The sequence below is a fragment of the Inquilinus sp. OTU3971 genome (genome assembly GCF_038440215.1).
This window is the reverse complement of the sequence record NZ_JASATH010000206.1, coordinates 1-13,910: the sequence shown is the minus strand read 5'-3', so window position 1 is coordinate 13,910 and position 13,910 is coordinate 1. Positions and strand designations below refer to the sequence as shown.

General features: G+C 69.1%; 11 protein-coding genes. 3 read left to right on the top strand and 8 right to left on the bottom strand.

The annotated features are described in order from the left end of the window. The coding region (locus tag AAHM41_RS33870; protein ID WP_342241042.1) for an MFS transporter at nucleotides 1–714 on the top strand (714 nt) is incomplete at its 5' end. Here the strand turns inward: AAHM41_RS33870 and AAHM41_RS33865 are convergent. Next, complete coding sequence (locus AAHM41_RS33865) at nucleotides 711–1,922, bottom strand: L,D-transpeptidase family protein (protein WP_342241041.1); 1,212 nt, start codon at nucleotides 1,920–1,922, stop codon at nucleotides 711–713. The two genes, AAHM41_RS33870 and AAHM41_RS33865, sit on opposite strands and share 4 nt — an antisense overlap. Before the next feature lie 223 nt (nucleotides 1,923–2,145). Between AAHM41_RS33865 and AAHM41_RS33860 the strand changes: the two genes are divergently transcribed. Continuing rightward, on the top strand, nucleotides 2,146–3,108 hold the full coding sequence (locus AAHM41_RS33860) for a sugar-binding transcriptional regulator (protein ID WP_342241040.1): 963 nt from the start codon (nucleotides 2,146–2,148) through the stop codon (nucleotides 3,106–3,108). Here the strand turns inward: AAHM41_RS33860 and AAHM41_RS33855 are convergent. The 3 genes from AAHM41_RS33855 to AAHM41_RS33845 form a co-directional block, all read right to left on the bottom strand. After that, on the bottom strand, nucleotides 3,105–3,455 hold the full coding sequence (locus AAHM41_RS33855; protein WP_342241039.1) for a VOC family protein: 351 nt from the start codon (nucleotides 3,453–3,455) through the stop codon (nucleotides 3,105–3,107). The two genes, AAHM41_RS33860 and AAHM41_RS33855, sit on opposite strands and share 4 nt — an antisense overlap. Before the next feature lie 106 nt (nucleotides 3,456–3,561). Then, nucleotides 3,562–4,761, bottom strand: coding sequence for an NAD(P)/FAD-dependent oxidoreductase (locus tag AAHM41_RS33850; RefSeq protein ID WP_342241038.1), 1,200 nt, complete (start codon nucleotides 4,759–4,761; stop codon nucleotides 3,562–3,564). Nucleotides 4,762–4,847: 86 nt separating this feature from the next. After that, the gene (locus AAHM41_RS33845) at nucleotides 4,848–5,984 is read right to left on the bottom strand and encodes a ribonucleotide-diphosphate reductase subunit beta (RefSeq protein ID WP_446719504.1); all 1,137 of its coding nucleotides are present in this window, start codon (nucleotides 5,982–5,984) and stop codon (nucleotides 4,848–4,850) included. Between the two features lie 1,045 nt (nucleotides 5,985–7,029). Here AAHM41_RS33845 and AAHM41_RS33840 point away from each other — a divergent pair. Further along, nucleotides 7,030–10,380 (top strand): M10 family metallopeptidase C-terminal domain-containing protein, encoded by a 3,351-nt coding sequence (locus AAHM41_RS33840; RefSeq protein ID WP_342241037.1) that lies wholly within the window; start codon nucleotides 7,030–7,032, stop codon nucleotides 10,378–10,380. A 54-nt stretch (nucleotides 10,381–10,434) separates the two neighbouring features. Here AAHM41_RS33840 and AAHM41_RS33835 read toward each other — a convergent pair whose 3' ends face one another. The 4 genes from AAHM41_RS33835 to AAHM41_RS33820 all read right to left on the bottom strand — a co-directional run bounded on the left by AAHM41_RS33835 (nucleotide 10,435) and on the right by AAHM41_RS33820 (nucleotide 13,717). Further along, nucleotides 10,435–10,611 (bottom strand): hypothetical protein, encoded by a 177-nt coding sequence (locus AAHM41_RS33835; protein ID WP_342241036.1) that lies wholly within the window; start codon nucleotides 10,609–10,611, stop codon nucleotides 10,435–10,437. Between the two features lie 35 nt (nucleotides 10,612–10,646). Further along, nucleotides 10,647–11,402, bottom strand: a complete 756-nt coding sequence (locus AAHM41_RS33830) for a MipA/OmpV family protein (protein WP_342241035.1) — start codon at nucleotides 11,400–11,402, stop codon at nucleotides 10,647–10,649. Nucleotides 11,403–11,576: 174 nt separating this feature from the next. Next, on the bottom strand, nucleotides 11,577–12,956 hold the full coding sequence (locus AAHM41_RS33825; RefSeq protein WP_342241034.1) for a sensor histidine kinase: 1,380 nt from the start codon (nucleotides 12,954–12,956) through the stop codon (nucleotides 11,577–11,579). Then, on the bottom strand, nucleotides 12,956–13,717 hold the full coding sequence (locus AAHM41_RS33820) for a response regulator (protein WP_342241033.1): 762 nt from the start codon (nucleotides 13,715–13,717) through the stop codon (nucleotides 12,956–12,958). Before AAHM41_RS33820 ends, AAHM41_RS33825 begins: the two co-directional genes overlap by 1 nt. Between the last annotated feature and the right edge of the window lie 193 nt (nucleotides 13,718–13,910).

The window sequence follows — 13,910 nt, the reverse complement described above, 5'->3', positions numbered from 1 at the left end:
GCGCCGATCGGCACCGCCCTCGGCCAGCATTCGGGATGGCGCATCACGTTCCTGGCCATCGCCGGCCTCGCCGCCGTCGCCCTGGCGCTGCTGGTACGCTTCGTGCCGATGCGCGGCGCCACGGCGGGATCGGCCGCGGCCGAGCTGCGCGTGCTGCGCAGCCGCGACCTGCAGCTGGCCCTCGCCCTCACCGCCCTCGGCAATGCCGGCGTGCTGATGGTGTTCACCTATCTGGCGCCACTGCTGACCGGCGTCGCCGGCTTCACCGCCGCCGCCGTCCCGGTGCTGCTGCTGGGTTACGGGCTGGGCGCGGCGCTGGGGAACCTGGCGGGCGGCTGGCTGTCGGACCGGGCGCTGCTGCCGTCGCTGATCGGGCTGCTGGCAGCGCTGGCGGCGGTGCTGGCCCTCGGGGGCATTGTCGGCGACCGGCAAGTCCCGGCCGCGCTTCTGGTGGTCGCGACCGGCGCGCTGGCCTTCGCGATCATCCCGGGGATGCAGACCCGGGTGCTGGCCACCGCCGGCGCGGCGCCGACCCTGGGCATCGCGCTGAATGCCTCCGGCTTCCAGATCGCCGCAGCCGCGGCGGCCTGGCTGGGCGGCCGGGTGATCGACGGCGCCGGGCTTGCCGCACTCTACCCGATCGGCGCGCTGATCACCGCCGCCGGCGCCGCTCTGGCGGTCTTGTGCTGGCGGCGGGAGCGGAGGATGGCTTAGCTGCCCTCGGCCATGCCGTAGACGTCCTCACCGTAGCGGATACCGCCCGCCGTGTCCGGATAGGCCAGGTAATAGGTCATGCGCACCGGGATCCGGCTGGGCACCCGGGCGAAATGGGTCTTGCCGGTGGCGATGGCGGCCTCCACCCCGGCGGTGTCGGTGCCCAGCACCCAGGCTGCCAGACCGAGATAGTTCTCGACCCGGATGCAGCCATTCGACACCGCCCGATTGTCGGTGGCGAACAGCTTGCGGTTGTTGGTGTCGTGCAGGTAGATCGCCTGGTCGTTGTCCAGCTCGAACTTCAGCAGGCCGAGGGCGTTGTCGTCGCCCGGCGGCTGCCAGAACTTCCAGCCCATGGTGCCGACCAGTTCCGGCGGCACCTGGGCCGGGTCGAAGGTCTGGCCTTCCGGCGTCTTCACCACCACACCGTGCTTGCGCATGTCGTCGTACTGGCCGGCGGCCATCTGGGCCTTGTACTTCTTGGTCAGGCCGGGCGGCACGGTCCAGTCCGGGTTGTACTTGACCGCGATCATGTTGGACTGGATCAGCGGCGTCTGGGTCAGCGGCGAGCCGACCACGGCGCGGGTGCGCAGCACCTCGACCCCGTTGTCAAAGGCGATGATCTCGGCGGTCGGCACGTTGACCGTGATCGACTTGCCTCGCGCCGGCGGAGCCTGCCAGCGAGCCAGGGTCTGGCGCAGCGACGCCGCCTCGTCCGCCGGGGTGAAGTTCAGCGCGCGCAGCGTGCGGCGGCCGACCACGCCGTCGTCGCGCAGGCCCCAGCGCGACTGCAGCAGCTTCACCCGCTGGGTCAGCGCCTCGTCATAGACCAGGGTGGCGGGCGCCACCGGGCCGACCAGCTCCGGCTCGGTCGCCGCCACGGCCGTTGCCGGGACCGCCTCGGCCGGCGCCGCTTCGGGCTGGACGACGGCGGGCACGGCGACCGCGGCAGACTCGGGCAGCGCGATGCCCATGGCGTCGAGCCGCTGGCGCAGCAGCGGCACCCGTGGATCGACGGCGCTGGGCTTGAGCGTGCCGACGGGAATCGCCGAGGGAGCCGCGGCCAGCTCAGCCTCCGCCCGCTCCAAGGCCAGGCGCAGCTGGGCATGGACCCTGTCCTCCGCCGCCACCGGCGTCGGCTTGGTCGCAGCCGCCGCGACATGCGGCGCCAGCGCCACCGCCAGCACCAGAGCCCACCGAATCATCATCTGCCCCTTCGCTCGCCCGCCTGCTCGCCAAGCGGGGTTCCTGCATCCTTCCGGCCGGAAGGAACCGTTCCGCAGCGCTGCGGTCAAGCCTTTCGACACGGGCCGGAGCAGGCATCATCGCCGCAGCCGCGATGCCGGCAACCGCAATCGCTGCACGCCACCGTTGCGCCGGACGCCCCGATCGGCGGAGATGGTGCAGAAGGAACGGCGCGGAGCGTGGCGGATGCCAGGGATCGACCAGGCGGAGAGGAAGCGCGATCAGGCGGCACGGGCGGCATGGCTGTCCTATGTCTCGGGCCTGACCCAGGACGAGATCGCCCGCCGGCTCAACGTCTCGCGCATGGCGGCGCAGCGCCTGCTGGCCTTCGCCGCGCAGGAGGGCATGGTCAAGGTCCGCATCGACCACCCGATCGCCGCCTGCATGGAGCTGGGCGAGCGCATCGCCCGCCGCCACGGCTTGCGCTTCTGCGAGGTGGTGCCGGCCGACCCGGTGGCGCCGGCCCAGCCCAACCTGCCGGCGCTGGCCATCGCCGGCGCCACCTGGATCGAGCGGCTGGTCGACACGGACGCGCCGCTGGTGATCGGCGTCGGCAACGGCCGCAGCGTGCGCGCGGCGGTGGAGGAGATGGCGTCGTCGCCGCGGCCGCAGCACCAGGTGGTGTCGGTCACCGGCAACATCGCCCGCGATTCCTCCTACAACCCGTTCGACGTGGTGATGCGGCTCGGCGACCGGCTGGGCGCCCAGCGCTTCCTGATGCCGGCGCCGCTGATCGCCGAGAGCGCCGAGGACCGCCGGGTGCTGGAGGAGCAGAAGCCGTTCCGCGAGATCATGGCGCTGGCGGCGCGGGCCGACGCGATCCTGATCGGCATCGGCCAGCTCGACGACAGCGCGCCGGTGCTGCAGGACAAGGTGATCAGCCGCGCCGAATACCAGGAGCTGCGGCAGGCCGGGGCGATCGGCGAGGTGCTGGGCAACTTCCTCGATGCCGAGGGGCAGATCCTGCCCTCGCCGCTGCGCGACCGGGTGATCGGGCTGCCGCTCGACGCCGTCGCCCGGCGCCCGGCCATCGCCATCGCCGGCGGCGCGGTCAAGGTGCCGGCGATCCGCGCCGTGCTGAGCCGCGGCCTGCTGCAGGGGCTGATCACCGACGAGACCGCCGCCTCGGCTCTGGTGAGCCTCGGCTAGCCTGCCCGCGGCGGGACGGGATGGCGCGGCTCGTAGAGGCCGAGCCGGCCGCCGCCGGGCAGATGGATGGCGGACAAGAGGCCCCAGCCCTCGTCGCTGACCGGCTCACAGCCGACGCCCTTGCCGCCCAGCCGGGAAAGCTCCCCGATCAGGTCGTCGCACATCAGGAAGACCTCGTGCCGGTCGTTGGCCTCGGCGGGGTGGCAGGCGATTTCGGCGGGTGGCGCCGCGAAGATCAGCCAGCCGTCGCCGGCATCGACCGAGGCCAGGCCGAGCACGTCCTTGAAGAAGGCGCGGTCCGCCTCGGCGTCGCGGGTGTGGATCACTGCGTGAAGACCGGTCAGCATCGGTTCCTCCAGCGATGTCGGGTGTGCTTATCCTACCCCAATCGATCCGACGGGACCGGTGTTCCCCCGATCGGGCGCCGGCGGTGCCTGGTGGGAGGCCTGCGCGTCAGCGGAAGCGCTGCGGCGGGGCCTGGACGACCGGGGCGGCGGCGTCGAGGATAGCGCGGCGGTCGCCGGTCAGCGGCGGGTAGATGCGCTGGCGGTTGATGATCTGCTTGGTCTGCTTCGCCGCCGCCCCCTGCGCCGCCACCTGTCGGTCCCAGCCCTCGGTGTAGACGGCGCCCCAGGAGCCGAGGTCGAGGATGGTGGTGTACCATTCGATGCGCAGCGGCAGCAGCGGCCGGCCGAGCAGGTCGGCGACCGCGTTGTGGCCGCCGAAGCGGCCCATCGGCCGGCTGTGCTGGCAGGACATCACCGAGGCGTGGCTGTCGTCGACCATCGCCCGCGCCGAATCGCCGACGGCGAACTCGGCCTCGAGGCCGGTGATCTTCAGGGTCGGGTCGACCGGCAGCCGGCCCAGCCGGTCGCGCTCCACCGGGAACCGGGCGGTCAGCGGGCTGGCCCGCATGCCGGCGCACCAGATCACGGTCGCAGCCGGGATCGCCTCGCCGGTCGACAGCGTCGCGCCGTCGGCATCGACCGCCGCGACCGACACGCCCATCCGGGTCTCGACGCCGAGCGCGGCCAGGGCGGTCTCGATCACCGGCCGGGCGCTGTCGCCCATGTCGGAGCCGATCTGCGGCGCGTGGTCGGCCAGGATCACCCGGCCCGCCGTCCCGATCCGGTCCACCATCTCGGTCGCGGCCTCGATCCCGGTCAGGCCGGCGCCGACGACCAGGACGGCGTCGCGGCCCGGCGATGCCGGCCGGCCGCCCAGCCCGGCCAGATGGTCGGCGAGGCGGCGGGCGCCGGCGAAGGTGTCGATGTCGAAGCCATGCTCGGCGAGCCCCGGGATCGCCGGCCGGACGAGGCTGCTGCCGAGCGCGAAGACCAGCCGGTCATAAGGCAGCGCCGTCTCCGCCCCCGAGACCGTGCATCGGACGCTGCGCTGGGCGAGATCGATGTCCGTCACCTCGCCCTCGACCAGGCGCACGCCGATCGGGCCGAGCACCGAGGCGAGGGGCACCCGGATCGCGTCGAGGTCGGCCTCGTAGTTGCGCACCCGGATGCCGTGCCAGGCGTCGCGGTTGACCAGCGTCACCTCGACCCGGTCGGTTCCGATGCCCAGGGCGTCGAGAGCCCGCGCCGCGCCGACCGCGGCCCACAACCCGGCAAACCCCGCGCCCAGGATCAAGATGCGCTGCATCCCCCGCCCCCGCCCGCCGGTCCAGCCTGAACGCTAGGCTTGGCCGGGGGCCGAGGCAACGACGCCCTTCGGCTGAATGCGGGAGATCAATCCCAGCTCAGCGCGCCGCCGTTCTGGTATTCGATCACCCGGGTCTCGAAGAAGTTCTTCTCCTTCTTCAAATCCATCGCCTCGGACATCCAGGGGAACGGGTTCTCGGCCTCGGCGAAGACCGGGGCCAGGCCGAGCTGGGCGCAGCGGCGGTTGGCGATGACGTGCATGTACTGCTCGCACAGCGCCGCGTTCAGCCCGAGGAAGCCGCGCGGCATGGTGTCCCTTCCGTAGGCGGCCTCGAGCTCCGCCGCCTCGGCCAGCATCCGCCGCAGCTCCTCCTGGAACGCGGCCGTCCAGAGATGCGGGTTCTCGATCTTGATCTGGTTGATCACGTCGATGCCGAAGTTCAGATGGATCGACTCGTCGCGCAGGATGTACTGGTACTGCTCGGCGATGCCGACCATCTTGTTGCGCCGGCCCAGCGACAGGATCTGGGCGAAGCCGGTGTAGAACCACATGCCCTCGAAGATGACGTAGAACGCCACCAGATCGCGCAGGAAGGCCTGGTCCGAGGCCGGCGTGCCGGTCCGGAACGACGGGTCCGACAGGTTCTGGGTGTAGCGCAGCGCCCAGGCCGCCTTGTCGGTGATCGACGGCACCTCGCGATACATGTTGAACAGCTCGCCCTCGTCCAGGCCCAGGCTGTCGACCACATATTGGAAGGTGTGGGTGTGCACCGCCTCCTCGAACGCCTGGCGCAGCAGGTACTGGCGGCATTCCGGATTGGTCAGGTGGCGGTAGATCGCCAGCACGATGTTGTTGGCGACCAGCGATTCCGAGGCGGCGAAGAAGCCGAGGTTGCGCTTCACCGACCGGCGCTCGTCCTCGGTCAGCCCGTCGCGCGATTTCCACAGCGCGATGTCGGCCTGCATCGAGACCTCGGTCGGCATCCAGTGGTTGTTGCAGCCGGCCAGGTACTTCTCCCACGCCCAGCGGTACTTCATCGGCAGCAGCTGGTTGACGTCGGCGCGGCAGTTGATCATCGCCTTGTCGTCGATGCTGACGCGGCCGCCGGACCGGTCGATGGCCCCGAGCCCGGTGGCGTCGCCCACGAGGTCGGCGACGGGCGCATCGGCCCGCTTCACCCGGATCGGCGCGGCGGGGGTGTCGGACCAGTCGAGCATGGTCATGGGCGTTCTTCTCGGCTCACGGCGGGTTGATCGGCGTCCTCGGCCCGGCGCCGTGGACCGCGAGGTCCGGGCAGCGATGCGGGGTCGGCGACCCTACAAGATGTGGCCACCGACGGCAAGGATTACGCTAGTGGTTGTAGCGCCAGCACCTCCGGATCGCATCCACATCGAATCCGCCCGCCGCGGACGCCGCCTTTGCCGCGCTCCTGTCGCTTGCAAAAGAAAAGTAGGTCATATGGCGGCGCGCACAATTCGCAGCAATCGACCGCTCCGTTGATTGAACGGTTTTGACGATAATTTCGGATAATCTATTGCATAAAAGGATAGGCCTTCTGGAAACATCTGTCCTAGGCCGGCGGGAGCGGGTGTATGCACACCAACAAAACCTCTCGATGTAACCAGATGCGAGAGATTTTTTGATTGCGGCGACCGCTACATTGCCGAAGGATGACGGCCAGAGGTGCGCAGACAGTCGAGATGCTGAATCGCGCTCCACCTCTCGTTTGAGAGGTGGAAGAGCCATGGTGCGGCGCCATTGTTGATCGGCGTCCGTCAAGAAATGGCCGCAGCGGTTGGACGAGTGACGCGTGACGTTTCTCGGCCCGGTGTGTCGACAGACTGCGAACCGCAAACAGGGGGATATCGACAACCATGAGCATCGGATTCACGTCGGGACTGCCACGGCGTCGCTGCTTGGCGCCCACATCGATCCCGACGGGCCATGCATCGTCCCTGGCGGCGCAGGCTCCGCTTCCGGGCCGATGTCAGCGCAGTGATGCCCAGGACGCGGCGCGGACGCGCTGAATGCGAGCGGCGGACAACGTCCGGCGCCGACGGCTGACGAAACCTTAATCGCCAGAAGCTGACACCACGGCCGACGCTGTCATGGCCTCCGTGAGCGGGATTTGATTCGCCGCCGAGTGCGCCGACGCATCACGGACCCATGCCAGGGCCGACAACAAAGGGGGAACTTATGTGCGTCCTATGCCAGATGGGCTACAGCCGAGAACATTCCACCCCGACAGGACAGACGAGCGCCGGCTCATTGACGATCAGCCCGGAAGATCTTCAGAACTGGCAGAACATCGACCAGACGCCGGACAATCCGTATAACAAGGACACCAATTACGAGACGTATCTCACTTACCTGGGGGCACTGAACCGCCCGCTGACGCCGGCGATGGCACAATCGCCGATCGTGGTGAACCTGTCCGAGCTCAGCGATCATCCGGCCTATCTGGAGGCCGCGATCGGGGCGCTGCAGATGTGGTCGGCGGTGACGCCGCTGGAGTTCCAGATCGTCACCGACCGGCCCTTCAACGCGGCCACCGACTATCTCGAAGTGGTCAGCCCGGAGGTCGGCGAGCAGGACGACGGCAGCGCCTATTCGGCCGGCCGCTATGTCAGCGTCGGGCAACGCTTCCACGACACCGAGCCGGACGCGACCTCTCCGGGCGGCTACATCTTCAACACCTTCATCCATGAGTTCGGCCATGAATTCGGCCTGAACCATCCAGGCTTCTACAATTACGGCGGGCCTGGCGGCCCGCAGATCACCTATTACAACGATGCCAAATGGGTCTACGACAACCAGCAGTATTCGGTGATGTCGTATTTCGACAACATCGACATCGGCGGCACCACGGCCTGGACCAACACCACGCCGGGCATCGCCGATATCGAGGCCGTCATCCGGCACTATTTCTCGACGGTGACGAACGGCGTCCGCAGCTATCAGGACATCCAGCTCAACACCGGCGACGACGTCTACGGCTTCGGCAGCACGCGGCTGGGCTACACGCTGACAGCGGACGGGTCGACCCATGACATCGGCTTCGTGATCCACGACACCGGCGGCCATGACACGGTCGACTTCTCCGGCTCGACCAGCAGCACCATCCTCGACCTGCGCGAGGGCCGCTTCTCCAGCGTCAACGGCCACGCCAACAACGTCGCCATCTTCGACGGCCACAATGCCGACGCGACCGAATACTACATCGAGAAGGGTGTCGGCAGCGCCTTCCTCGACATCATCATCGGCAATGACGGCGATAACGAGCTGCTGGGAGGCGGCGGCGACGACCGGATCGACGGCGGCAACGGCGCCGACGAGATCCATGGCGGCTCCGGCGACGACATCATCGTCGGCGGCGCCGACACCAATGACAGCCGCGACCGCAACAACACCCTGCCGATCATCACCGGCCCGGACAGCAAGGACGGCGACGACCAGCTGTATGGTGAGGACGGCAACGACACGATCAATGCCGGCAAGGGCAACGACGTGCTCGACGGTGGCGCCGGCGACGACATCATGCGCGGGATGGCCGGGGTCGACATCTTCCGCGGCGGCGACGGCAACGACACGGTCGATTTCAGCCTGGAGAGCCCGTTCCAGCTGCTGGTCAACCTGGTGACCAACGTCGCCGCCGGCGGCACGGCGTCCGGCGACACCTTCTTCAGCGTCGAGAACCTGATCGGGTCGGATGACCGCATCGACCGCTTCGTCGGCAATGACTCCAACAACTACTTCCTCGGCCTCGGCGGCGGCGACGTCCTCAGCGGCGGCAACGGCGACGACAAGCTCGAGGGCGCCCGCGACGGCGACGTGCTGAACGGCGACGCCGGCAACGATCTCCTCATCGGCGGCGCCGGGGCCGACTTCCTCGACGGCGGCGCCGGCATCGACACGGCCGACTACACGCTGGACGAGCGCCAGCCGATGTTCGGCCCGGCGCGGACTCCCGCGACCGAGGGCGTGACCGTCAACCTCGCGACCGGCACCGCCTTTGGCGGCGACGGCGAAGGCGACACCACGACAACGCACCAGTTCGACACGCTGGCGAACATCGAGAACGTGATCGGCTCGAAGTTCGGCGACACGCTGATCGGCAACACCGGCGTCAACGTGCTGTCGGGCGCCGCGGGCGACGACGTCCTCGCCGGCGGCGGCGGGCTGGACACGCTGAACGGCGGCGCCGGCCTGGACATGGCTGCCTATTACGGCAGCGCCACGGGAGTGAACATCTCGCTCCTCGTCCCGGGCTCGCATCCGGAGACCTACATCTCGATCGAGGGCCTGGCCGGCTCCGCCCATAAGGACCAGCTGACCGGCGATGCCCTCGCCAACAAGCTGGTCGGACAGGGCGGCGACGACGTGCTGAAGGGAGGCGCCGGAAACGACACGCTGGACGGGGACTTCACCCCCTTCCCGGTCACCGGCGTCGGCATGGGCAACGGCTACGCCACGTTGGCGCCGAGCGCGACCAACAACTCCGTCGCCACCGCCCATACCATCACCAACAACTTCTCGCTGGCCGCCGACGCCGACATCGGCAACGCCACCACCCTGGCGCATTCGACGGTCAACGCCACCGGCAACGGCCAGGGCGCCTACTACAAGCTGACGGTGAATGCGGGCACGCTCGTCACCGTCGACATCGACCACACCTCGGACGGGCTGAGCGACAGCGCCATCTGGCTGGAGCGGGCCGACGGCACCGTGGTCGCCTTCAACGACGACGGCGGCAACGACCCCGGCTCGACCCGCCGGACGGACTCGCTGTTCAGCTTCAAGGTCGCCGAGACTGGGGACTATTACATCGTGGTCGGCCAGTACAACAACGACACCGGAGATACCGAACAGACCGTCCCCGCCGGTGCCACCTATGAGCTGAACGTCTCGGTGACCCCGCCGCCGCCGACCTCGCCGAACATCGGCGTGGCCGGGCACGACAACCTCGATGGCGGCGACGGCGCCGACACCCTCTACGGCCGCGGCGGCGCCGACTTCCTCCGCGGCGGCGCGGGGGCCGACATCCTCGATGGCGGGGCCGGCGCCGATACCGTCAGCTACTGGGGCAGCACCGACGCGATCACGGTCAATCTCGCGACCGGAATCGGCAGCGGCGGCGAGGCGCAGGGCGACACCCTGATCGGCATCGAGGCCGTCAATGCCGGCAAGGGCGGCGACACGCTGACGGGCAATGTCGCCAACAACGTCCTCAACGGCTATGAGGGCAACGACACGATCAATGGCGGCGCGGGACGGGACACGCTGTCCGGCGGCGCCGGGGCCGACCGCTTCGCCTTCTCCGCGGTCGGCGACAGCACCGTCGGCGCCAATGCCGACGTGGTCATCGACTTCAGCCATGGCCAGGGTGACCGCATCGATCTCTCCGCGATCGACGCCAACGCCGGCGTCGCGGGCAACCAAGCCTTCACCTATATCGGCTCGGCGGGCTTCTCGAACCATGCCGGCGAGCTGCGCGCCCTCAACACCAGCTCGGGCGTCATCACCGTTGCCGGCGACATCAACGGCGACGGCGTGTCGGACTTCCACATCGTGCTGAAGGGGCTGAACGGCATCATGGCGGTGAGCGACTTCGTGCTCTGACCGCCTGTTCAAGGACGAGAACGACTGAGGCGGCGGGTTCTCCCGCCGCCTCTCTCATTTCTGGCGCCCTCGCGGCGGCAGCGGCCGCGCCGAATCGCGGGCGGCGCGGCACAGGGCCCAGAGATAGGGCGCGGCGCAGAGCAGGATGCCGCCGAGCCAGAGGAATGTGAAAACCATGATGTGTCCCTTCAGGGTTGCGATGAGACTGAGCAAGGCCATGGTTTCCGTCATCGATGATCATCCCATGCTGCGGCCGATGAGCGGCCTCAGAAGCGATAGCCGACAGCCAGCCCGACCGAGGGCTGCACCTGGCTCTCGGTGATCGGGCTGTCCGCCGCGTCGCCGAGCAGGACGCCGACGCCGACATTGGCCATGGCGAACCAGCTCTCGGAGAACGCCCAGCGGAGCCCGACGCTGAAATCGACGCTCTTGAACCCGGCCCCGGCGTCGAAGCGATCCAGCCCCGAATTCCGCGACTGCGACGGCGAGACGCCGAAGAAACTCTGCATATAGTCGTCGTCGGCCCAGGTGGCGGAGATGCCGGAGGTCAGGGTCCAGCTCTCGGACAGCGGCACCTTCACCGATATGTCGGGTCGGATCTGCAGACCTTCGCTGCCGCCGAAATCCTTGGCGACGTCGAGGCCGATCTGCCACATGCCGAAGGAGTAGGAGCCGAAGACATGGCCGCGCGCGGCCGTGTCGATGTCGCCCAACCCTTTCAAATGGTCCTCATCATCCTCGTCCCGGCCCGGCGCGAGGCCGACCGACACACCCAGCCGCAGCGCGTCGGTGCGCACGACGTTGACGCCGACACCGCGCTGCATGTCGAGGAACACCCGGTCGCGCCAGTTGATCGAGACGAAGGGCCCCGGCGTGACCGAGAACTTGTCCGACCCCTCGTAGCTCGGCCCGACCCGGGCGCCGGCGCCGAGCACGAAGGTCCAGTCGCCGCCGGGACTCGCGGCCTCCGGAGCGGGGGCGGCCTCCGGCACGATGATCGCATCCTGCGCCTCGGCGCGCATGCTGGCCGCCGGGAGCGCCAGACATGCACCTGCCACGACCAGAGGTGTGCAAGTCCTGATTCGGCCGATATTCCGCTGCAACGAAGAAACGGCAGTCGACAACGACACTGGCATGCGATTCATCCTGTGGCTCGATTGAGCCAGGAGAATAAAAGCCGGCCGGACGCACGGGTTTTAAGTTATGTTAAGAGATGTTTCTGGAAGCTCTGGCCGCAGATCGGCTGGATTTCGGGGCAGCGACAGCCTGACGACCAGGCCGTGCGGCAGGCGGTCGAGCAGCTCGATGCGGCCGCCATGGCCGCGAATGACGTCGCGCGCGATCGACAGGCCCAGCCCGAAGCCCCTGCCCGTCGCCGCGGGCCGGCTGTGGTCGCCCTTGAAGAACGGATCGAACACCTTCTCGCGCAGCGGCGCGGGGATGCCCGGGCCGTCGTCGGTCACTTCGATCTCCGCCATGCCGCCCTCGCCCACCCGCAGGCCGACGCGCACCGCCGATCCGTGCTGGACGCCGTTGTCGACGACGTTGCTGATCGCACGGGTCAGCGCGTTGGGCCGGCAGCCCCAGGCCAGGCGCGGCGGCCCGGCATAGGTGACGCTGTGCCCGACATCGCCGAATTCGGTGCAGACGGTCTGCAGCAGGCTCGGCAGGTCGACCGGCGCCATCCGCTCCTCGCGGGTGCCGGGCCGCAGATACTCCAGCGTCTCGTCGAGCATGCCGCTGATCCGCACCACCTCGCGCAGGATGCCGTCGCGCAGCTCCGGGTCGCCGATCCGCTCGGCCCGCAGCCGCAGCCGGGTCAGAGGCGTCCGCAGGTCGTGGCTGATCGCGGCGAGCATGCGGGTGCGGTCGTCGATCAGGGCCCGGATGCGGGTGCGCATGCCGTTGAGGGCATCGGCCATCTGGCCGATCTCGCGCGGCCCCCTGCGATCGATCAGGCGGTCGTCGTCGGGCGAATGGCCGAAGGATTCGGTCGCGCGTCCCAGCGCCGACAGGGGCGCGATGATCGAGCGCACCGCATAGATCGACAGGAACACGACGAAGACGAGCATGGTGATGATGATCAGGACGGTGGGCCTGAGGATGAATCGCCCCAGGCTGGACAAGCTGGGGGCCGCGAACAGCAGGGCGGACTGGTCGTCGATCCGCACGATCAGGCCGTCGCCGGCGCCGGAACCGAGGTCGGCGCTGCGCGCCTCGATGCCCCAGAGAGTCTTCAGCTGAAACGCGATCACGCCGGTCGCGAGCGGCATCGATGCATCCGCGGGCCGGGCCATGAACTCCGCCAGCGGCACCCGGACGGCCTCGAAGCCGGCGCGCCGGGCGACATCGAGGATCTTGTCGAGCTCTTCCGGGGTCTCGGCCGTCTGGACGATCTGGATGACCTTGCCGATCCCCGCCGCCGAGAGCGAATCCCCATCCCGGGCGTCGGGCTCCCGGAAGAACAGGAACAGGATGGCGCTGGTCAGCCCGATGCCGAGCAGCACGGAGACGGCGACGATCCCGGTGATCTGGCTGACGACGCTGCTCGGGATCAGGCGGGAGAGGAACCGCATCAGGCCTGCTCGACCCGCTCGGTGAACATGTAGCCGCCGAGGCGCACGGTCTTGATGTAGCGCGGGCTGTCGGGGTCCGGCTCGATCTTCTGGCGGATCCGGCTGACATGCACGTCGATGCTGCGCTGGACCGGGCTGGCCAGGCCGCTGTGGGTCAGCTCGATCAGCTGGTCGCGCGACAGCACCTGGCCGGAATGCCGGCACAGCGCCGCCAGCAGGTCGAACTCGACGCTGGTCATGGCGACCTGGACCCCGTCCGGGTCGTGCAGCTGCCGCGACGCAGGGTCGATCCGCCAGCCGGCGAAGCGCAGCGGGCGCATGCGGCCGCCGCCGGTCCCGCCCCCCTGGGCGGCGCGCCGCAGCAGCGCCCGGATGCGCGCCACCAGCTCACGGGAATCGAATGGCTTGGGCAGGTAGTCGTCGGCCCCGATCTCCAGCCCGATGATGCGGTCGACCGCATCGCCGCGGGCCGTCACCATGATGATCGGGATCGCCGACGCGGCCCGCAGCCGGCGGCAGATGCTGAGCCCGTCCTCCCCCGGCAGCATCAGGTCGAGCACGACGAGGTCGACCTGGGCCAGGCCCAGCACCGCATCCATCGCGGCCGCGCCGGTCGCGGCCGAGACGGCGAAGCCGCTTTCGGACAGCACGCCCTGCAGCATCCGGGAGATCTCGAGATCATCCTCGACGAGCAGCACATGCGGCTGTCCTTCCGACCGCGCGGCCGCGGCGAAGGATACGGGTTTCCTGGATCCCACCATGGCGGCATTCTCGCAGCGGGCCGGCGGAGGATCATCCGTCCAATTATTATTTTTTGTAAACGCCGACCACCGGGAGAGGCGGTGGCCGCACCGCCGCTCTCCCGGTGTCGAGCCCCGGGGTCCGATCAGAGGACGAAATCCGCCGACACCAGGGCGATGGCGCCGCTCAGGACAATATGGAAATCCGAGGCCC